Origin of the sequence: Nocardioides sp. zg-1228, assembly GCF_017086465.1 — a bacterium.
In the GTDB taxonomy this organism is placed as follows: Bacteria; Actinomycetota; Actinomycetes; order Propionibacteriales; family Nocardioidaceae; genus Nocardioides.
Genome location: NZ_CP070961.1, coordinates 3,623,140 through 3,643,482 on the forward strand (window position 1 = coordinate 3,623,140; position 20,343 = coordinate 3,643,482).

Below are 20,343 nucleotides of genomic sequence, written 5' to 3' on the forward strand. Positions count from 1 at the left end.
AGCCGTCACCGGCGGTGCAGCCACCAGCTCATGCGGCGCGTCATCCACGGGAGGAAGACGTAGGTCATCAGCGGCGTCATCACCGTGGTCACCAGCACCACGCGCGGCACTAGCGGCCAGTCGGGGATCACGCGGGAGGCGACGAAGTTGGCGGTCAGGCTCAGCGGCAGGAACACCATGAAGATCACCACCATCTGCTTCCAGCGCGGCGGCGGCACGGGAGCGGCGCTCAGCGCCTCGACCGTCGTCGGCTCGTCGAACCAGCCCTCGATGCCCGTACGCCGCTCGCGCCGCTTCTCCTCCACGCTCCCGTGCGCCGCCTCGAGCCACCAGGCGCGCTGCGGCGAGGCCTCCCACGCGGCGAGGGACTCGCTGTCGGCGAAGCGGTAGAGCATGTGCCAGTCGCTCGAGTCCACGCTCGGGCGCACCCAGCCCGAGCCGAGGAACCCGTCGAAGCGCTCCGCGAGCGTGGTGCCGGCCTGCACCCACGCCAGCATCTCCGTGGTGCGCGTGGGGTCGACGTGGCGGGTCACGGACACCGTGACGGGGGCGGTCATGCGGGTCGCCGTCGGGTGCTCATGGTGCTCACGGGGCCCAGTCTCGGGGCGCCGCGCCCGCGGGACGAAGCCCGCGACGACGAGATCCCCGCCACGCTGCGTGCGTCAGCCGGTGACCTCGAACGTCGTCGCGCTGCTCGCCGCCGCCTCGCGCGTCACGACGTCGCGCACCCGAGCGGACGGCGGCCCGTGCCGGCACCACTCCACGAGCGCGTCGACCGCGTCGTCCTCGCCCTCGGCGTGCAGCAGGACGCTCCCGTCGAGCTCGTTGCGCACCCAGCCGGCGACGCCGAGCTGCTGCGCGCGCTCCCGGGCGTACCACCGGAACCCGACGCCCTGCACCGTGCCGCTCACGCGCGCCTGGACCGCCTTCATGCCCCCATCCTGCCGCTCTCCCCGCCTCCTCCGCCCCGCCCCGTCGGGCGACGCCGGCGCGTGGGAGCGGGTGAGAGGCTGGCGCGGATGACCCAGGACGAGCAGACCGAGGCGGGCACCGGCGAAGCGGAGGCGTACCAGCCCGACCCGCGGCGCTGGCGGGTCCTCGCGGTGTCCCTCGTCGTCGGCTTCATGTCGCTGCTCGACGTCACGATCGTCAACGTGGCCGTGCCGTCGATCCGGGCCGGGCTCGACACCTCGGCCGCCACCATCCAGTGGGTGGTCTCGGGCTACGCGCTGGCGTTCGGCATGACGCTGGTCGCCGGCGGCCGCCTCGGCGACGCGCACGGTCGCCGCCGGATGATGACGATCGGGCTGGTCGGCTTCATCGTCTCCAGCGCCGCGGTGGGGTTGGCGCCCAACGCCGCCGCCATCATCGTGGCCCGGCTGGTGCAGGGCGCCAGCGCCGGGCTGCTCACCCCGCAGAACTCCGGGCTCATCCAGCAGCTGTTCCGCGGCGCCGAGCGGGGCCGCGCCTTCGGCATGTTCGGCTTCACCGTCGCGGTCGCCTCGGCGACCGGCCCGCTCATCGGCGGTGCGCTGATCGGCCTGCTCGGCGAGGACGAGGGCTGGCGCTCGCTGTTCCTCATCAACGTGCCCATCGGTCTGGTCGCGCTGGTGCTGATCCGCCGGCTGGTGCCCGACAACGACGTCGGCGCAGGCCCGGGGGCCGTGCCCGAGGATCCCCGCATCGACGTCGTCGGCGCGGCCCTGCTCGGCCTGGCCGTCCTGGCGGTGCTCTACCCGCTGATCAGCCTCGAGGGCGGGACGGGGGTCGCCCTGCTGGCGCTGGTCGCCTTCCCGCCGCTCGCGTGGGGGTTCGTGCGGTGGGAGGCGCGGACCGTACGACTCGAGCGGCCACCGCTGCTCGACGTGTCGCTGCTGCGCGGGCTCCCCGGCTACGCCAACGGCCTGGTGGTCGGAACCCTCTACTTCACCGGCTTCACCGGCATCTTCCTGGTGCTGTCGGTGCACCTGCAGGAGGGCGAGGGGTTCTCCCCGCTGCAGGCGGCGCTGCTGATGACGCCGTTCGCCGCCGGCTCCGCCCTCACCTCGCCGCTCGCGGGCAACCTGGTCGGCCGCCTGGGCCGGCGGGTGACCCTGGTCGCGCTGGGCGTGATGATGACCGGCACCGCGCTCGCGGCCTGGCTGGTGACCTCGCCCACCGACACGCTGTGGTGGACGCTGGCGCCGGCGATGTTCCTCGCGGGCATCGGGGGCGGCGGGGTCATCTCCCCCAACTTCACCCTCACCCTCGCCGAGGTGCCGCCGCGGATGGGCGGGGCGGCCGGCGGAGCGCTCCAGACCGGCCAGCGGATCGGCTCGGCGCTCGGCGCCGCGCTGCTGATGACGGTCTACCAGGCGGTCGGGACGGTCGCGTCCGCCCCGGTCGCCGCGCGCGCGGCACTGCTGGCCGCGCTCGTCGTGCTGTCGGCGGCCTTCGCCGCCGCCGTGCTGTCCTGGCGCCGCGGCGACTGAGCGCCACCGTGCAGGCAGTTCGGGCGCCCGGGTGGCGCGCTGAGAGTGGCGTGCGGCGCCGGGAGCGCGCACTGCCCGCGTGGTGTCAGAGGATCGCGCCTGGCACGTAGGCCGCCGCGTCCGGGTGGGCGGCCGCGAGCGCCTCGATCCGGGCGACGACCGCACGGGTCTGGGCCACGGCGGCACCGGTGAACTCGATCGGGTCGGCGACGAGCGCGTCGATCTGCTCGCGGGTCAGGCCGAGCCGCTCGTCGGCGGCGAGCAAGCCGTAGACGTCGTTGTCGCCCTGCCCGGCGCGCATCGCGAGTGCCGTGCCGACGGCGGCCTCCTTGATCGCCTCGTGCGCCGCCTCGCGGCCCACGCCGTTGCGCACCGCGGCCATCAGCACCTTGGTGGTGGTGAGGAACGGCAGGTAGCGGTCGAGCTCGCGCTGGATCACCGCGGGGAACGCGCCGAACTCGTCGAGCACGGTGAGGAACGTCTGGAAGAGGCCGTCGGTGGCGAAGAACGCGTCGGGGAGCGCGACGCGGCGCACCACCGAGCAGGAGACGTCGCCCTCGTTCCACTGGTCGCCGGCGAGCTCGCTGACCATCGACAGGTGCCCGCGGACGACGACCGCGAGGCCGTTGACCCGCTCGCACGAGCGGGTGTTCATCTTGTGGGGCATCGCCGACGAGCCGACCTGGCCCTCCTTGAAGCCCTCGGTGACCAGCTCGTGCCCGGCCATCAGCCGCACGGTGGTGGCGAGGTTGGACGGCCCGCTGACCAGCTGCACGAGCGCCGAGACGACGTCGAAGTCGAGCGAGCGGGGGTAGACCTGGCCGACGCTGGTCAGCACGTGGTCGAAGCCGAGGTGGCCGGCCACGCGACGCTCGAGCTCGTCGAGCCGGTCGGCGTCTCCGTCGAGCAGGTCGAGCATGTCCTGGGCGGTGCCCATCGGGCCCTTGATGCCGCGGAGCGGGTAGCGGGCGAGGAGCTCCTCGATGCGCTGGACCGCGATCAGCATCTCGTCGGCGACGGTGGCGAAGCGCTTGCCGAGCGTGGTCGCCTGGGCGGCGACGTTGTGGGAGCGGCCGGCCATCACCGTCGTCTCGTGCTCCGCGGCGAGCCGGCCGAGGCGCACGAGCGCGGCGACGGCCCGGTCGCGCACCACCTCGAGCGAGCGGCGCACCTGCAGCTGCTCGACGTTCTCGGTCAGGTCGCGCGAGGTCATCCCCTTGTGGATGTGCTCGTGGCCGGCGAGCGCGGAGAACTCCTCGATCCGCGCCTTGACGTCGTGGCGGGTGACCCGCTCGCGGGCGGCGATCGAGTCGAGGTCGACCGTGTCGACGACCGCCTCGTAGTCCTCGACGACGCCGTCGGGGACCGCGACGCCGAGGTCGCGCTGGGCCTTGAGCACCGCGACCCACAGCTGCCGCTCGAGGACGATCTTGTGCTCGGGCGACCAGATCTCGGCGAGATCGGCGCCGGCGTAGCGGGTGGCCAGGACGTTGGGGACGCTCACGGGCAGCCATCCTCCCATCCGCGGCCCGGGACGCCGAGCGAGGGACGTCCGCCGCGCGGGGTTCAGGCCCGGGTGACGGCGCCCTCGACCACGCCGAGCGGCTCGGCGGCGATGTCGCGTCGCCACTGGGCGCCCGGGAAGCCGATCGAGGCGATGCCCTCGTACGCCCGGGCGCGCGCGGCGGCGACGTCCGAGCCGGTCGCCCGGACGGCGAGCACCCGCCCACCTGCGGTCACCAGGCCGGCGTCGGTGCGGGCGGTGCCGGCGTGGATGACGTCGACGTCGTCCTCGGCGGCGAGCGTCTCGGTGCCGACGATGACGTCGCCGGCGCTGGACCCCTCGGGGTAGCCGGCGCTCGCCATCACGACCGAGACGCAGGCGCCGTCGGCGAAGGTCGGCGGGGGCACGGACGCGAGGTCGCCCACCGCGGCGGCACGGAGCAGGCCGCCGAGCGGCGAGGTCAGCAGCGCGAGCACCGGCTGCACGTCGGGGTCGCCGAAGCGGCAGTTGAACTCGATGACCTTCGGCCCGGTGGCGGTCAGGGCGAGGCCGACGTAGAGGCATCCGACGAACGGCGCGCCGCGACGCCGCATCTCCGCCAGCGTCGGCGCGACGACGTCGGCCATCACGGAGTCGGCGACGCCGTCGGGCAGCCAGGGCAGCGGTGCGTACGAGCCCATGCCGCCGGTGTTGGGTCCGCGTCCTCCGTCGAAGATGCGCTTGAAGTCCTGCGCGGGCAGCAGGGGCCGGCCGACGCTGCCGTCGCAGACCACGAAGAGGGAGAACTCCGGGCCGTCGAGGAACTCCTCGACCACCACGCGCTCGCACCCCGCGGCGTGCGCGAGCGCCTCGTCGCGGTCGAGGGTGACGACCACCCCCTTGCCGGCGGCCAGCGCGTCGTCCTTGACGACGTGGGGAGCGCCGAACGCGTCGAGGGCCGCGGCGACCTCCTCGGGGGTCGTGCAGGTGCGCGAGCCGGCGGTCGGCACGCCGGCCGCGGCCATCACCTCCTTGGAGAAGGACTTCGACCCCTCGAGCCGGGCGGCGGCGCGGGAGGGTCCGAAGACCGCGATCCCTGCCTCCCGCACGGCGTCGGCGACCCCGGCGACCAGCGGCGCCTCGGGGCCCACGACGACGAGGTCGGCGTCCACGGAGACGGCGAGGTCGGCGACGGCGGTGCCGTCCATCGGGTCGGCCGGGTGCAGGACGGCGACCTCGCCGATGCCAGGATTGCCCGGCGCGGCGTGCACCTCGGTCACGGCCGGGTCGGCGGCGAGGGAGAGCGCGAGGGCGTGCTCGCGCCCGCCGGTCCCGATGACGAGGGTCTTCACGGATGCCGACCCTAGCGAGGTTTGGGCTCGGCTCCACCGGGCAGGCACGGTGGGTCAGCTGACGAGACGGACGAGACAAAGAGGAGTCGGGTGCGCGTGCGTCCTGGGGACAGGTTCGGCCGGTACGAGATCGAGCGGCAGATCGGCGCGGGCGGGATGGGGGTGGTGCACCTGGCCCTCGACACCAAGCTCCAGAGGCGGGTGGCGCTCAAGGTGATGTCGCCGCAGCTCACCGGCGACGAGGAGTTCCTCGCCCGGTTCGACCGCGAGGCCGCGACGCTGGCCCGCCTCGACTCCCCCCACATCACCACGATCTTCGACCACGGCGTCGTCGACGGCACGCCCTTCCTCGCGATGCAGTACGTCGCCGGTGGCGACCTCGGCACCCAGCTCAAGCGGCGGGGCCCGGTGCCGGTCCAGCTCGCGGCGACGATCTGCGCCCAGGTCGCCGAGGCCCTGCACGACGCCCACGCGGCCGGCATCGTGCACCGCGACGTCAAGCCCGCCAACGTGCTCGTCCGCGACCCCGACGCCACGGAGCCGTTCGTCTACCTCGGCGACTTCGGCATCGCCCAGGCCGCCACGGGCAGCGACGGGCTCACCCGGGCCGGCGGCGTGGCCGGCAGCTGGGCCTATCTCGCCCCCGAGCGGGCGCACGGCGCCCCGGCCACCCCCGCCAGCGACGTCTACGCGCTCGGGTGCCTGCTCCACGCGTGCGTCACGGGCCGTGCCCCCTACGTCGGCTCCGACGTGGAGATGGCGGTCGCCCACGTCAACGAGCCGGTGCCCCGGCTGCCCGGCACCGACGCGGCGACGGTCGAGCTCAACCGCGTCCTGGCGCGCGCCATGGCCAAGGACCCGGCCGAGCGCCACGCCTCGGCCGGCGAGCTGCGCAGCGACCTGGTGGCGCTCTCGAGGATGCCCCGGGCCGCGCTCTCCCCCGGCGGCGCGACCCCCGAGCCGGGCCGCTCCCCGCTCGAGGAGGCGGGCGACACCGCACCGCCCGCCCGCGGACGTCGTACGACCGCCGTGGTGGCGGCCGCGGCGCTGGCCCTGGTCGCGGTGGTCGGCGGCACCCTCGCCGTGCGGTCGTTCGACGGCGACGACGACGGCGACGCCTCGCCCGACGCTGCCACCGACGGCCCGGCCGCCATCGCGGACCCGGTCGCCGGCGACTGGGACGGCGACGGGCTGGGCGACGTGCGGGCCGCCCGCTCGGTGTGGCGCGACGGCCTCGAGGCCCTGCCGGTCGTGCTGCTCACCTCCGACGGCACCGCGCTGGGCGAGGCGGTCGAGGACGCCGGGATGATCGAGCGGCCCAAGGTCGGCGACGTCGACGGCGACGGCCGGCCCGACCTGGTGCAGGTCGTCGAGAGCGACGACGACACCGAGGTCACCGCGACGGTCTGGCGCGGCACCGGCGACGGTGTCGAGGAGCTGTCGCAGCAGACGTTCCGGTGGCGCACCGACTACGGCTTCTACGGCATGGGCGACTTCGACGGCGACGGCCGCGACGACCTGCTGCTCACCCGCAACCGCGGCGAGAAGCTCATGGTGGTCTCGGTCGCCCGCTCCGCCGGCGACGGCTTCGACGAGCCCGTGGAGTACGCGTCCCGCGGGGGTCGCGCCAACGAGGACGACCAGTTCGCCATCGGTGACTTCGACGGCGACGGCCTCGACGACCTCGCCGCCCGGGTGGTCAACGGCGGCGGCGCCGTCGGCGTCCGGTTCCGGGTGCTGCTCAGCACGGGCGAGCGGTTCCGCAAGTCACCGACCACCCGCATCGAGGACGGGCGCTACGGCGTGGCCGACTACACCGCCGCCGACATCGACGGCGACGGCGCCGACGAGCTGGTGCACCTGATCACCGACCGGTGGGGCGAGGACGAGTACGGCGCGACGGTCGCGGTCCAGCGGTTCGTCAACGGCGGCTTCGGCACGCCGAAGGAGCTGGTCGCGCCCACCAGCGGCGGTCCCGACTTCCCCTACCTCGACGTGGCCGCCTCCGACGTGGACGGCGACGGTGACCAGGACGTCGTCCGCCTGCACGCCTACGACGACGACGCCGGGACCGCCCTCGTCGAGGTGTACGTCTCCGACGGCGACTCCCTGCAGGAGCCGGTGGAGTGGGGCGTGGTGCCCTGCACCACCTCGGGCTGCGAGGGGGAGGCCGCGAGCCTCGTCGCCCGCGAGTGACCTCCGCCCGCGGGGCGTCGGGTCAGCCGTGCACGACCAGGGTCTGCTCGCGACCCGGACCCACCCCGACGCCCCAGATCCTCGCGCCGGAGATCTCCTCGAGCGCCTCGACGTAGCGCTGCGCGTTGGCGGGCAGCTCGTCGAAGGAGCGGCAGCCGGAGATGTCGCTGTTCCAGCCGTCGAAGAACTCGTAGACCGGCTTCGCGTGGTGGAACTCGGTCTGCGTCATCGGCATCTCCTCGACGCGCTCACCGTCGACCTCGTAGGCCACGCAGACCGGGATCCGGTCCCACGAGCCGAGGATGTCGAGCTTGGTGAGGAAGAACTCGGTGAGGCCGTTGACCCGGCTGGCGTAGCGCGCGACGACCGCGTCGTACCAGCCGCAGCGGCGGGTGCGACCGGTGGAGACGCCGATCTCGCCACCGAGGGTCTGGAGCTGGATGCCGTCCTCGTCGAAGAGCTCGGTCGGGAAGGGGCCGGAGCCGACGCGGGTCGTGTAGGCCTTGATCACGCCGATCACCCGGTCGATGCGGGTGGGGCCGATGCCGGCGCCGACGCACACGCCACCGGCGACCGGGTTGGACGAGGTGACGAACGGGTAGGTGCCGTGGTCGACGTCGAGCATCGTGGCCTGGGCGCCCTCGAAGAGCACCGTCTGGCCGGCGTCGAGCGCCTGGTTGAGCAGCAGCGAGGTGTCGCACACCATCGGCCGGAGCCGGTCGGCGTAGGAGAGCAGCTCCTCGACGACGGCGTCGACCTCGATCGCGCGACGGTTGTAGACCTTGGTGAGGAGGTGGTTGCGCACGTCGAGCGCGGCCTCGATCTTCTCCCGCAGGATCTTCTCGTCGAAGAGGTCGGCGATGCGGATGCCGACGCGGTTGATCTTGTCGGCGTAGGCGGGTCCGATGCCGCGCCCGGTGGTGCCGATCTGGTTCTTGCCGAGGAACCGCTCGGTCACCTTGTCGATGGTGGCGTGGTAGCTCGCGATGACGTGGGCGTTGGCGCTGACCTTGAGGTCGGCGACCTCGACCCCGCGGTCGAGCAGTCCGTCGAGCTCGCGGAAGAGCGCCTCCGGCGAGACCACCACGCCGTTGGCGATGACCGAGGTGGCCCCGGGCGTGAGGATGCCGCTGGGCAGCAGGTGGGTGGCGTACTTCTCGCCGTCGATCACGATGGTGTGGCCGGCGTTGTGACCGCCGCTGGTGCGGACCACGAAGTCGATCGGGTCCGTGGTGGCCAGCAGGTCGGTGGCCTTCCCCTTGCCCTCGTCGCCCCACTGGGCGCCGAGCACGACGATCGCGGGCATCTCAGCCCTCCTCTGTCTTCGGCATCACTGGAATGCACCGAGCCCCGGCACAAGGCGCCGGGGCTCTTGCGACGCCACGCTACCGCACCCCTCGGCTAGGGTCCGGTCGTGCGATCCCTTCTCGTCATCACGAACGCCGAGGCCGGCACCTCCGACGAGGCGCGGCTGGCACAGGCCCTCGACGCCCTGCGGGACAAGGCGTCGGTCGAGGTCGCCAAGACCTCCAACCCCGGCGAGCTCGACGGCGTGCTCCACCGTGCGGGCGGACGTACGGTCGTGGTGGCCGGCGGCGACGGCAGCCTCCACGCGGTCGTGACCGCGCTCCACAAGCGCCGTGAGCTCGACCAGGCGACCCTCGCCCTGCTGCCGATGGGCACCGGCAACGACTTCGCCCGCGGCAACGACATCCCGCTCGACATCGAGGACGCGGCGCGCCTGGTGCTCTCCGGGGAGCCCCGCCCGGTCGACCTCATCGTCGACGAGACCGGCAACGTCGTGGTCAACAACGTGCACGTCGGCGTCGGCGCGCAGGCCAGCCGCAAGGGCCACAAGTGGAAGTCGCGGCTGGGCGCCGTCGGGGTGGGCAAGGCCAACCTCGGCAAGCTCGGCTACCCCATCGGGGCGCTGCTCTCGGCGTTCGACCCACCCGCCTGGCGCCTGCACGTCGAGGTCGACGGAGAGGTCGTCAACGACGTCGACCGGCCCGTGCTGATGGTCGCCATCGGCAACGGCGCCAAGGTCGGCGGTGGCACCGACGTCAACCCCGACGCCGACACCGAGGACGGCCTCCTCGACGTGATGGTCAGCCGCGCGGTCGGACCGAGCGCCAAGCTGGGCTACGTCCTGCGGCTGCGCAAGGGCGAGCACGACGAGCGCGACGACGTGCTCACCCTGCGGGGCAAGTCGGTCAAGGTCAGCGGCGACGAGTTCTGGCTCTCGGCCGACGGGGAGATCTCCGGCCCGGAGCGCACCCGCAGCTGGCGCCTCGAGCGTGGCGCCTACACGATGATCCTGCCCCGCTGACGCCGGCGGCTCAGAGCCAGCCCCGCCGCACCGCCTCGACCCCCGCCTGGAAGCGCGTGTCCACGCCGAGCTCGGTCATCAGGGCGGCGACGCGACGGCGGACGGTGCGCAGGCCGATGCCGAGCTTGCGGGCGATCACCTCGTCGGTCGAGCCGGCCATCAGCTGCTCCAGCAGGAACTGCCGCCCGTCCGGACTCACCTTGCCCGCCTCGACCTCGCGCATCGGGGCGGCGCGGGCCCACAGCGACTCGAACCACATGGTCAGCGCGGCGACGATCGAGCGCTGCCGGACGTGCACCCGCGGATCGTCGGTGAAGCCGATCGGCTCGGGGAGCACCGCATGGGTGTCGCCGAAGATGAACATCCGCGTGGGCACCTCCGAGAGGATCCGCACCTGCTCGCCCAGGGACGCGCGCACCCGGAGGGCGTCGGGTGCCTCGGTCAGGGCGCGCGCCGGGTAGATCGCGCGGGAGCGACGCCCCGTGGACATCGCCTCGCCGAGCATCTCGCTGACCCTCGACTCGCGCGGCATCGCCCAGGCGTCCGGCCGCAGCCACAGCATGTCGCCGCGGCTGGTGCGCATCATGACCTGCAGGAGCTCGAACGGGTCGCCGCCGGAGCTGAGCTCGCCGTCGAGCGGCTGGACGTCGGAGACGTGGTGCCGCTCAGGACGGGCGGCGGCGGCGACGAGGTGGGGCACCGCGAGGGAGAGCTCGGCCAGCTTGCCGGCCGACGACGCGGCCGTTCGCGCCTCGCGCAGCACCAGCTCGGAGACCGCCTCCGCGAGGGACGGCACGACGACGCGGTCGTCGGCCACCACGACGAGACCGCGCTCGATGAGCGGGGCGAGGTCGCGCAACAGCTGGTCGGGCCGCGCCTGCACCACCTGCGCGACACCGGCGACCGTGTGACCGGAGACCGGCGCCACCCGGAAGTAGAGCTGCTCGGCACGACGCTCGAGACCGAGCGCGACGAGGACGGAGGACGGGTCACCGGGCATGGTGGCAGTTTAGTGCCAACGGCAGTTTGGACCCGCGTGGCACGGACCGGCCAACACATACTTGACACGCTGGCCGCCGCGGGGGTGTGCGGCCGCACCGCTCCTCGGAGCAAGGCGTCGGAGCCGCCACGGGGGACGGCTCCGGCGCCCACCGATGCCCGCCTTGTGGACGATCTGTGGATGTTGCGTCGACTACTGGTGGCCGTCCCGTTGCCCTTTCGCGGACGAGGGGGCCCCATCGGCTCGCGCGCGCCAGACGTACGACGGGGTCCTCGAGAGGCCGCGTCGGCGTCGCCCGACGGCCGCCGAGTGGCGCGCGTCGGTGGCCCCGCCGTGCCACCGATAGCCTTGCCACATGGCACGAAGTGGACGTCAAGGCGGCGGCGAACCGGTCGACTGGGTGACGCGTGCGGCGGACGACGCCGTACGCCACGCCGGCGAGGGCAACCTGGTGACCGTGGCGTCCGGCGCCTCCCCCAGCGGGCCCATCCACCTGGGCAACCTCCGCGAGTTCATCACCCCGCACTTCGTCGCCGAGGAGCTGAGGCGTCGCGGCGTCCCGGTGCGCCACCTGCACTCGTGGGACGACTTCGACCGGTTCCGCAAGGTGCCGGCCGGTGTGCCTGCGGAGTGGGCCGACCACATCGGCCGGCCGCTGACCTCGGTGCCCGACCCGTGGGAGTGCCACGACAGCTGGGCCGCGCACTTCAAGGCACCGTTGCAGGCGGCGCTGCGCGACCTCGGGGTCGAGATGGAGGAGATCTCCCAGACGCAGATGTACACCTCCGGCGCCTACCGCGAGCAGGTCCTGGAGGCGGTCTCGCGCCGCGACGAGATCGAGGCGGTGCTCGCCCGGCACCGCACCAAGAAGGTCACCGCCGGCGAGGACGCCACCGCACAGGAGGCCGCCGACCTCGCCGACTCCGTCGCCAACGAGGACAGCGAGCCGGCCGGTGCCGGCTCGGGCTCCGACTCCGGCTCCGGCTCCGAGGTGATCGCCCGCTTCCCCTACCGCCCCTACTGCCGCCAGTGCGGTCGCGACACCGTCACCACGACGGCCTACGACGACGCCACCACGACGCTGTCCTACTCCTGCTCCTCCTGCGGCTTCGAGGGCACGACCGACCTGTCCACCGACACCGACGGCAAGCTGGTGTGGAAGGTCGACTGGCCGATGCGCTGGGCGTTCGAGAAGGTCGACTTCGAGCCCGCCGGCCGCGACCACATGACGCCCGGCTCGTCCTACACCGTCGGCACGGAGCTCGTGTCCTCCATCTTCGACTGGCGCGCGCCGGCCCGGGTGATCTACGCGTTCGTCGGCTTCGCCGGAGTGCAGAAGATGTCGTCGTCGGCCGGTGGCGTGCCGACCGCGACCGACGCGCTGCGCATCCTCGAGGCACCGATGCTGCGCTGGCTCTACGTCCGCCGCGCGCCGACGCAGGCCTTCGACATCGACTTCGGCGCGTCCGTCGTCCGGCTCTACGACGAGTGGGACGCGCTCGGCCGCAAGGCCGCCGACCCCGCCAAGGCCGACGTCGCGACCCTGGCGTGGCACCGCGCCTCCGAGACGGCGTCCGCCGGGCGCCTGCCCACCCCCGCCGTCGTGGTCCCCTTCCGCACCCTGTCCTCGGTCGCCGACGTCACCGCCGGGTCGGCCGAGCTCATCTCGCGCATCATCGAGTCCTCCGGCTACCCGCACGAGTCGGTCGCCGACCTCGAGCCCCGGCTGACCAAGGCCATGCAGTGGACGCGCGAGCACGTGCCCGCCGACGAGCGCACCACCGTCCGCGAGACGCCCGACACCGAGCGCCTCGGCTCGCTGACCGAGGACGAGCAGCTGTGGCTGCGGATCTTCCTCGACCGGCTGCCCGACGACGGCGACCTCGAGGCGGTCACCTCGGTGGTCTACGGCGTGCCCAAGGTCGCCCGGGGCCTGGGCTTCGACGACACCCCCACCGACCAGGTCAAGGCCGACCAGAAGGACTTCTTCCGCCTCCTCTACAACCTCCTGGTCGACGCCGACCGCGGCCCCCGCCTGCCCACCCTCGTCCTCGCCCTCGGCCCCGCCAAGGTGCGGCAGCTGCTCGGCGCCTGACTCGCGTGCGCCGGTCGCCGGCACGGCTCGAGCGGTGACTTCCCCGCTCAACCCCACGGATCCGGGTGTCCTAGCGGGGACCAGGCATGCTGAGTGCCGGCACCAGGACGTACGCCCTCCACAGGTGACGCGTTCGGCCGCCCGTCCACAGGCACGGCCCGGGTGCGGTGGCGTGAGCGGTCGCGTCGGCCCATCGTCACCGCATGCGAGATTCGTTGCGAGCACGTGCCCGACGTCAGGACGGGCTGTTCACCCGCCAGCAGGCGCTCCGGGCGGGCTACACCCGGCGTGAGATCGACGCGGCCGTCCGTCCCAACGGTCCGTGGATCGCGGTCCGGACCGGCGTCTACTGCGAGAGGCTGCTGGTCGAGGACGCAGACCAGCGGCTGCGCTGGATGTTCAAGGACCGGGCGGCGCTGCTCGTTGCGCGCCGGCAGGCGGTCCTGAGCCACGACTCCGCGGCGCGTTTCCTCGAGATCGACACGCTCGCGCCGCCGATCCCCGCCACCCACCTCACCCACACGGGCGCGCGCGGCAACCGCACCAACAGCGGGATCGTCCGGCACCGCGACCTCCTGCCGCTGTGCGTCGAGGTGGTGGACGGCCTGCTGGTGACGTCGTACGCCCGCACCGCCATCGACATCGGCCGGCTGCACGGCTTCCTGCCGGGACTGGTTGCCGTCGACGCGGTCCGCGGGAAGGGCGTGCCGCTCGCCGACCTGGCGGCAGAGCTCGCGCGGATGGGCAACCACCCCCACATCGCGCGCGCCCGTGCGGCCGTCGCCGCCTCTGACGCAGGGGCGGAGAGCGTCCTGGAGACCCTCGGCCGCCAGCTGGTCCGCGAGCTCGAGATCGGTGAGGTCGAGACGCAGTTCGCCGTCGGGCTGGCCGACGGGCGAGTCGTCTGGTGCGACATCCGGGTAGGACGCCACATCTTCGAGTGCCACGGCATGCTCAAGCTCGTCCCGGTCGAGCGGGGCGGCGTCGCGACACAACCCGCCGAGCAGGTGCTGTGGAAGGAGAGGGCGCGACAGGTCGCGATCAGCGCGGAGGGCCTCGGCGTGTCCAGCATCGTGTGGGCGGACTGCCTCGGCCAGGCGCGCGACCGCGCGCTTGCCAGGCTCCGGCGGGAGTACGCCGTCACCGAGGCGCGGTTCGGCCGGGAGCTCCCGCCCCACCTGCGCCGGTTTGCCGACGACCACCCCCGGCGGCGCGACGGTGCCCTGTGGACCACGGCGAGCCACGCGGCCTGACCGCGCGCCCGGCACCGCTGGGACACCCGCGTCCCCGCTGGACACGTCGGATCCGACGTGTTGAGCGGGGACGAGCCCGCTTGAGCCAAGGGGGAAGCCTGCCCAAGGGGGAAGCCTGCCCGAGGGGGGAAGCCTGGGCGGGGGCGATGCCCGAGGGCGAGGGCCAGCCCGAGGCAGAGGCCCCGCCCGGGCGGGGGCGGGGGCGGTCCTAGGGTTGCCCCATGACCTCCGGACCCTTCGGCGGCGACCTGATGGCCGGTCCCCCGCCCACCCACCTCCCCGCCGACCCCGCCGACGCCGAGCTCGCGGGCGGCGACGCCCCGGCGGCCGTCGTACGCCGTCACCCGGCGTCGCCGACCGCGTGGGCCGCCCTGGCCCAGCAGGCCCGCGACGCCGGCGCCGACGACGTCACGGTCTACGCCTACGCCCGCGTCGGCTACCACCGCTCGCTCGACCAGCTGCGCCGCAACGGCTGGAAGGGCCACGGGCCGGTGCCGTGGGAGCACGAGCCCAACCGCGGGTTCCTCCGCTCCCTCGCCCTCCTCGCCCTGGCCGCGCGCGCCATCGGCGAGACCGAGGAGTGGGAGCGCTGCGCGACGTTCCTCCGTGACTCCAGCCCGGCAGCGGCCGACGAGCTCCTCTGAGGGCGAGGTCGTGGCCACGGGCCGGCTGACCGACCCGCCGGGCGTGGTCTTCGATCTCGACGGCACCCTCATCGACTCCGAGCCCTCGTGGGCGCGCGGGTTCTCACTCGGCCTCGCGCAGGTGCTCGAGGCGCACGGCCACGGCACCCACGACCTCCGCCCGGAGGACATGGCACGGTTCCAGGGCGGCCGGGTGCCCGACACCGTCGCCGCGACCCTGGCCGACCTCGGACTCGATGCGGCGCTCGACGCCGGCGAGACCCGTCAGGTCGTCCAGGCGGTGATCGACTGGGTCTGCGCCGACGTCGCCGCCGCCCCCGTCCCGATCCCGGAGGCCGTCGAGCTGGCCCACGCGCTGCATCGGCGCGGCATTCGGCTCGCCGTGGCGTCGTCGTCGGCGCTGCCGTTCATCGACGCGGCGCTCGAGGTGCTCGGGCTGCGCGAGGCGATCCCGGTCCGCACCTCGGCCATCGACCTCCCCCGGGGCAAGCCCGACCCCCTCGTCTACGTCCTCACGCTGCACGAGATGGGGCTGCCGGCCTCACGGGTGGTCGCCATCGAGGACTCACCGGTGGGCGTGGAGTCGGCGGTCCGCGCCGGCCTGCGGTGCGTGTGGTTCATGCCGGGAGCACCGGACGCCGAGCGCGCCGACCGGGTGCGTGCCCTGAAGGCCGCGGACACGGGGTCAGGGACGCTCGCCGCGCAGGTCGACGCCCTCGTCGCCCCGGTGCCGCACCTGCGCGCCGACGACGTGCTGCGGATGATCGGGGCCGACGCCCGCTGAGCCGGGCGGACCCCACTCAGTGCCTCAGCGGCCGAGCGCCGTGCCGGCGGAGCGCAGGTTCTCGCAGGCCTCGACGACGCGCGCGGCCATCCCGGCCTCGGCGGCCTTGCCCCAGGCGCGGGGGTCGTAGGCCTTCTTGTTGCCGACCTCGCCGTCGACCTTGAGCACGCCGTCGTAGTTGCTGAACATGTGCCCCGCCACCGGGCGGGTGAAGGCGTACTGGGTGTCGGTGTCGACGTTCATCTTCACCACGCCGAAGTCGACGGCGTCGCTGATCTCCTGCGCGGTCGAGCCCGAGCCGCCGTGGAAGACCAGGTCGAACGGGCGGGCGTCGGCGCCGAGGCCGAGCTCGGACGCGGCGGCCTCCTGGGCGGACTTGAGGATCTCCGGGCGCAGCTTGACGTTGCCCGGCTTGTAGACGCCGTGCACGTTGCCGAACGTCAGCGCCGTCAGGTAGCGGCCCCGCTCGCCGGAGCCGAGGGCCTTGATCGTGGCGATGGCGTCCTCGGGCGTGGTGTAGAGCTGGTCGTTGATCTCGTTGGCGACACCGTCCTCCTCGCCGCCGACGACGCCGACCTCGATCTCGAGGATGATGTGGGCCGCCGCGCACTTGGCGAGGAGCTCCTCGGCGATCCGGAGGTTGTCCTCCAGCGGCACCGCGGAGCCGTCCCACATGTGCGACTGGAACAGCGGCGCCTCGCCGCGGGCGACGCGCTCGGCGGAGATGTCGAGCAGCGGGCGGACGAAGCCGTCGAGCTTGCCCTCGGGGCAGTGGTCGGTGTGCAGCGCGATGTTGACCGGGTAGTTCTTCGCGACCTCGGCGGCGTAGGCCGCGAACGCCACCGAGCCGGTGACCATGTCCTTGACCGACGGGCCGGAGAGGTACTCCGCGCCGCCGGTCGAGACCTGGATGATGCCGTCGGAGCCGGCGTCGGCGAAGCCCTTGAGTGCGGCGTTGAGCGTCTGCGAGGACGAGACGTTGATGGCCGGGTAGGCGAAGGACCTCTCCTTCGCGGCATCCAGCATCTGGGCGTACACCTCGGGCGTGGCGATGGGCATCTGGAGATCTCCTCTGAAGCGGTCAGGCAGGCCTCTCCAACCCTAGTGGCTACCCGCGAGTCCGATCCGGGCCGACCGGTCGTCTCACCTCGTGACGACCGGCCCGGGCCGATCGGCTCCACCCCCACGGGGACTGGTCGGCGGCCGGGGCCCCGACCTAGGTTTGACGCCGGACCGGCTCGCCAGACCTTGGGAGGGGACGGGTCCGGGGTGTCGTGGGGACATCCCGGGCCCGGGTCCGCCCCACCGCGCCCGACCCGGCGGCAGGCGGGTCACCCGCGCCAGGCGTCGTCGCCGGCGAGGTCGGCGTACTCCCGCACCCAGCTGTGCATCGCGATGGCGGCGGCCGCGCTGGCGTTGATCGAGCGGGTCGAGCCGAACTGGGCGATGGAGAAGGTGCCGTCGCACACCTCGCGCGCCGCCTCGGACAGCCCTGGCCCCTCCTGGCCGAACAGGAAGCACACCCGTCGGGGCAGCTCCATCGTCTCGAGGTGGAGCGAGCCCGGCAGGTTGTCGATGCCCAGCAGCCGCACCGGTCCGCCGCGCTCGGCGGGGAGGGAGTGCAGGTAGGCCGCGAGGCTCTCCGCGTCGGGGTGGTGCCGCACGTGCTGGTAGCGGTCGGTCACCATCGCACCGCGCCGGTTCCAGCGACGGTTGCCGACGATGTGGACCTCGGCGGCGAGGAACGCGTTGGCGGTGCGCACGATCGTGCCGATGTTGAAGTCGTGCTGCCAGTTCTCGATGGCGACGTGGAAGTCATGCCGCCGGGTGTCGAGGTCGGCGACGATCGCCTCGAGGGTCCAGTAGCGGTAGCGGTCGACCACGTTGCGGCGATCGCCGTCGCGGAGCAGGTCGGGGTCCCACTGCTCCCCCTCGGGCCACGGCCCCTCCCACGGACCCACCCCGACCTCGGGCGGACCGTGCGGCATCGGGTCGTACGGCGCCCGCTCGTGCGCCCGGTCCTCGTCCTGCATGGCAGCACCCTAGGCAGCGACGCCGAAGCCGGAGGCCGCGGACCCCGTGGCTAGGGTGACGCGGGTGAGCGCGTTGTGGGACCTGCAGTCCATCCTGTCCTCGGGGTCGTCCTGGGACCTGTCCGCGGGCGTCCAGCCGATGCTGCTCGGCATCGACTGGATGGACCCCAACTGGCTGCTCGAGCGCTTCGGCACCGCGCTGTTCTGGATCAGCCTGCTGATCGTCTTCGTCGAGTGCGGGCTGTTCTTCCCGATCCTGCCCGGCGACACGCTCCTGTTCGCCCTCGGCCTCTTCATCGCCACCGGCCAGCTCGACCTGTTCCCGGGTGGTACGGGCGTCGAGCTGCTCATCGCCGTGCTCGCCCTGACCCTCGCGGCCTTCCTGGGCAATGTGGTGGGCTACGAGATCGGCCGCGCCATCGGTCCCCCGCTCTACGAGCGCGACGGCCGGATCATCAAGCGCAAGTACTTCGACCAGACGACCGCGTTCTTCGACCGCCACGGCAACAAGGCCCTGGTCATCGGCCGCTTCGTGCCCTTCGTGCGCACCTACATCACCGTCGTGGCCGGCGTGACGCGGATGGACCGGGGCCGCTTCTTCGTGTGGAGCCTCGTCGGCGCTGTCCTGTGGGTCGTGTCGATCTGCCTGCTCGGGTTCTTCCTCGGCGACGCGTTCCCGGCGCTCGGCGAGAGCATCGACAAGCTGATCATCGCGATCCTGGCGTTCTCGCTGGTCCCGGTCGCCTACGAATGGTGGCGCCACAAGCGCACCAACGCCCCCGGTGCCGAGATCGGCCCGCAGGACGGCGGGCCCGACCGCGACATCACCGGCCGCGACCTCGACTGACCACCCTCCCGGCGGGGACGGTCGGACGGCGTCAGCCACGGGCCGCGTCGAGGTCGGCGCGGGTCAGCACCGACCGGACCTCGAGCCCGACGTCGGCCAGGGGGTTCTCCCCCGCAGGCGAGCGGTCGATCGCGCAGACGACGACCTCCACGACCGCGCCGAGCTCGCGCAGCGCGTGGGTGGCGTCGCGGACCGCGCCTCCGGTCGTGATCACGTCCTCGATGATCGTCACCCGGCGACCGGCGACGTCCGGGCCCTCGGCGAGCTTGGCCGTGCCGTACTCCTTGGCCTGCTTGCGCACGAACAGCGCCGGCAGGCCGGTCCTGGCCGACACCATCGTGGCGATGGGGATGCCGCCGAGCTCGAGGCCGCCGAGGAGCTCGGTGCCCTCCGGCAGCAGGTCGGCGACCCGCGCGGCCACCCGCTCGAGGAGGGCCGGCTGCGCCTCGAAGAGGTACTTGTCGAAGTAGGTGTCGGCCACCTGCCCCGAGCGGAGGGTGAACTGCCCGGTGAGGCGGCAGGCCGCGTCGATGTCGGCGGCGAGGGCGGCGTCGGGGGTCGCGTCCGGGTTCATGGGTCGCATCCTCGCAAAGGGTCGTCGTCGTCCGAGCGCAGGCTCCCCCCCGGGGGTCGGGGGGAGCCTGCGGGTCTGGGTGTCCCGTGGTCACCGGCGGACGCGGAACACCTTCCGCACCGGCGTGGGGTCGGTGACACCGGCCACCGTGGCCCGGACCAGGAGCACGTGCTTGGTCCCGCGCGCCGACGCCTTGAGCTTGCCCGTGCGCACCCGGTGGGTCTTCTTGCACGACGTCCAGGCGCCCTTGTCGAGCTTGCAGGAGAACCGGGCACCGGCGTGGGGCGAGGACAGCTTGAACGTCGCGACGGCCCCGCGGCGGACCGTGCGTGCGCCCCTCACCTTCCCCGTCGTCGGGGCCACCTGCCAGGTCTGCGTGCCGGGGGTCGCATCGGCGTTGCCGTGGCGGTCGTGGGCGCGCACCTGCCACGTGTAGGTGCCGGGCGTGAGCCCGGCGTACTTCGTCGGAGAGGTGCAGGCGCGCCAGTCGTGGGCCTGGGAGGGACCGGTCAGCGCGCACTGGCTCAAGCCCTCTGGGCTGCCGAAGCCGAAGGAGGCGTCCGAGCCGTCGATCGTGCCGGCCGAGAACGACGTCTCGGGCGGCGTCGCGTCCAGCAGCCAGGTGTGCTGGGCTCCCCTGCGGTCGTACTCGCCGTGCAGGTCGATGGCACGCACCGTGAACTCGTACTGGGCGTCGGCGAGGCCCGAGTAGACGACGGGCGAGCTGCACGGCTCGTAGTAGTCGGAGCCCCGGTTGTTGGTCCGGAGACGGCACTCGAAGGTGCCGGGCTCGGAGGAGGCGAAGGTGAAGACGGCGTCGCGAGAGGTCGTCCGCGCGGTGGTGGCCAGCGTGGTCACGGGGTGGACGTCGTCGACGCCGATGTTGAACTGGCGTGAGGCCGGGGTGGGGTCGACACCCCCCGCGCCCACGGCCCGGACGCGGAACAGGTAGTCACCCACGGCGAGGTCGGCGTACTGGATGCTCCGGGGATAGGTGCACGCCGTCCACGAGGCCGGCTCGGTCGGTGCGGTCAGGCTGCACTCGAAGGTCGCCGCAGGGTCGGAGGAGTGGAAGGTGAAGTCCGCCAGGTGGGCCGTGTGGGACCACGTGTAGGTCACGAGCGTGGTCTCGGGCGCGGCGGCGGCGCTCGCCGGGGGCGCGGCGAGCACGCTGCCGGCGAGCGCGGCCGACGCGGTCATGGCCAGCACGGCCTTCACGGTGCTGCGGACGGTCATGGGTCCTCCTGCTGTCGTGGATGGAACGGGTGGGGTGGCGCCGCGA

General features: G+C 73.4%; 18 protein-coding genes. 8 read left to right on the plus strand and 10 right to left on the minus strand.

Annotated features, from left to right (window positions below; genetic code table 11):
- Window positions 1-5 precede the first annotated feature (5 nt).
- Both JX575_RS17450 and JX575_RS17455 read right to left on the minus strand, forming a co-directional pair.
- Entirely contained in the window at window positions 6-557 is a 552-nt protein-coding gene (locus JX575_RS17450; RefSeq protein WP_186339323.1) for an antibiotic biosynthesis monooxygenase, read from the minus strand.
- Between the two features lie 105 nt (window positions 558-662).
- Complete coding sequence (locus JX575_RS17455; protein ID WP_186339324.1) at window positions 663-932, minus strand: acylphosphatase; 270 nt, start codon at window positions 930-932, stop codon at window positions 663-665.
- An 87-nt stretch (window positions 933-1,019) separates the two neighbouring features.
- On the opposite strand from JX575_RS17455, the gene JX575_RS17460 reads away from it, so the two are divergent.
- Entirely contained in the window at window positions 1,020-2,471 is a 1,452-nt protein-coding gene (locus JX575_RS17460) for an MFS transporter (protein WP_186339325.1), read from the plus strand.
- A gap of 85 nt (window positions 2,472-2,556) precedes the next feature.
- Here the strand turns inward: JX575_RS17460 and purB are convergent, their stop codons facing one another.
- Together purB and purD are read right to left on the minus strand one after the other, a co-directional pair.
- Complete coding sequence (gene purB, locus JX575_RS17465; RefSeq protein WP_186339326.1) at window positions 2,557-3,993, minus strand: adenylosuccinate lyase; 1,437 nt, start codon at window positions 3,991-3,993, stop codon at window positions 2,557-2,559.
- Window positions 3,994-4,037: 44 nt separating this feature from the next.
- Window positions 4,038-5,306 (minus strand): phosphoribosylamine--glycine ligase, encoded by a 1,269-nt coding sequence (gene purD, locus JX575_RS17470; RefSeq protein WP_186339327.1) that lies wholly within the window; start codon window positions 5,304-5,306, stop codon window positions 4,038-4,040.
- 96 nt (window positions 5,307-5,402) lie between these two features.
- Here purD and JX575_RS17475 point away from each other — a divergent pair, with 96 nt between their 5' ends.
- Window positions 5,403-7,502, plus strand: a complete 2,100-nt coding sequence (locus JX575_RS17475) for a serine/threonine-protein kinase (RefSeq protein WP_186339328.1) — start codon at window positions 5,403-5,405, stop codon at window positions 7,500-7,502.
- 22 nt (window positions 7,503-7,524) lie between these two features.
- Here JX575_RS17475 and JX575_RS17480 read toward each other — a convergent pair whose 3' ends face one another.
- Complete coding sequence (locus JX575_RS17480) at window positions 7,525-8,808, minus strand: adenylosuccinate synthase (protein ID WP_186339329.1); 1,284 nt, start codon at window positions 8,806-8,808, stop codon at window positions 7,525-7,527.
- A 108-nt stretch (window positions 8,809-8,916) separates the two neighbouring features.
- Between JX575_RS17480 and JX575_RS17485 the strand changes: the two genes are divergently transcribed.
- On the plus strand, window positions 8,917-9,831 hold the full coding sequence (locus tag JX575_RS17485) for a YegS/Rv2252/BmrU family lipid kinase (protein WP_186339330.1): 915 nt from the start codon (window positions 8,917-8,919) through the stop codon (window positions 9,829-9,831).
- A gap of 10 nt (window positions 9,832-9,841) precedes the next feature.
- On the opposite strand, the gene JX575_RS17490 is transcribed toward JX575_RS17485, so the two are convergent.
- The gene (locus tag JX575_RS17490; RefSeq protein ID WP_186339331.1) at window positions 9,842-10,831 is read right to left on the minus strand and encodes a DNA-binding response regulator; all 990 of its coding nucleotides are present in this window, start codon (window positions 10,829-10,831) and stop codon (window positions 9,842-9,844) included.
- A 355-nt stretch (window positions 10,832-11,186) separates the two neighbouring features.
- Between JX575_RS17490 and lysS the strand changes: the two genes are divergently transcribed.
- From lysS to JX575_RS17510, 4 genes are all read left to right on the plus strand, one after another.
- Window positions 11,187-12,926: a lysine--tRNA ligase gene (gene lysS, locus JX575_RS17495; RefSeq protein ID WP_186339332.1), complete on the plus strand. Its 1,740-nt coding sequence runs from the start codon at window positions 11,187-11,189 to the stop codon at window positions 12,924-12,926.
- 203 nt (window positions 12,927-13,129) lie between these two features.
- Window positions 13,130-14,179 (plus strand): hypothetical protein, encoded by a 1,050-nt coding sequence (locus JX575_RS17500; RefSeq protein WP_186339333.1) that lies wholly within the window; start codon window positions 13,130-13,132, stop codon window positions 14,177-14,179.
- A gap of 221 nt (window positions 14,180-14,400) precedes the next feature.
- Window positions 14,401-14,823 (plus strand): DUF3151 domain-containing protein, encoded by a 423-nt coding sequence (locus JX575_RS17505; RefSeq protein ID WP_186339334.1) that lies wholly within the window; start codon window positions 14,401-14,403, stop codon window positions 14,821-14,823.
- Complete coding sequence (locus tag JX575_RS17510) at window positions 14,786-15,607, plus strand: HAD family phosphatase (RefSeq protein ID WP_206054439.1); 822 nt, start codon at window positions 14,786-14,788, stop codon at window positions 15,605-15,607. The genes JX575_RS17505 and JX575_RS17510 overlap by 38 nt, the downstream gene beginning before the upstream one ends.
- A 24-nt stretch (window positions 15,608-15,631) precedes the next feature.
- Here the strand turns inward: JX575_RS17510 and fbaA are convergent, their stop codons facing one another.
- Together fbaA and JX575_RS17520 are read right to left on the minus strand one after the other, a co-directional pair.
- Window positions 15,632-16,666, minus strand: coding sequence for a class II fructose-bisphosphate aldolase (gene fbaA / locus JX575_RS17515; RefSeq protein WP_186339336.1), 1,035 nt, complete (start codon window positions 16,664-16,666; stop codon window positions 15,632-15,634).
- A gap of 272 nt (window positions 16,667-16,938) precedes the next feature.
- Entirely contained in the window at window positions 16,939-17,595 is a 657-nt protein-coding gene (locus JX575_RS17520; RefSeq protein ID WP_186340316.1) for a TrmH family RNA methyltransferase, read from the minus strand.
- Window positions 17,596-17,704: 109 nt separating this feature from the next.
- On the opposite strand from JX575_RS17520, the gene JX575_RS17525 reads away from it, so the two are divergent.
- Entirely contained in the window at window positions 17,705-18,487 is a 783-nt protein-coding gene (locus JX575_RS17525) for a VTT domain-containing protein (RefSeq protein WP_241005230.1), read from the plus strand.
- Between the two features lie 31 nt (window positions 18,488-18,518).
- Here the strand turns inward: JX575_RS17525 and pyrE are convergent, their stop codons facing one another.
- Window positions 18,519-19,061, minus strand: a complete 543-nt coding sequence (pyrE, locus tag JX575_RS17530; protein WP_186339337.1) for an orotate phosphoribosyltransferase — start codon at window positions 19,059-19,061, stop codon at window positions 18,519-18,521.
- 90 nt (window positions 19,062-19,151) lie between these two features.
- A complete protein-coding gene (locus tag JX575_RS17535) occupies window positions 19,152-20,297 on the minus strand; it encodes a hypothetical protein (protein WP_186339338.1) in 1,146 nt (381 codons plus the stop codon).
- Window positions 20,298-20,343: the final 46 nt, after the last annotated feature.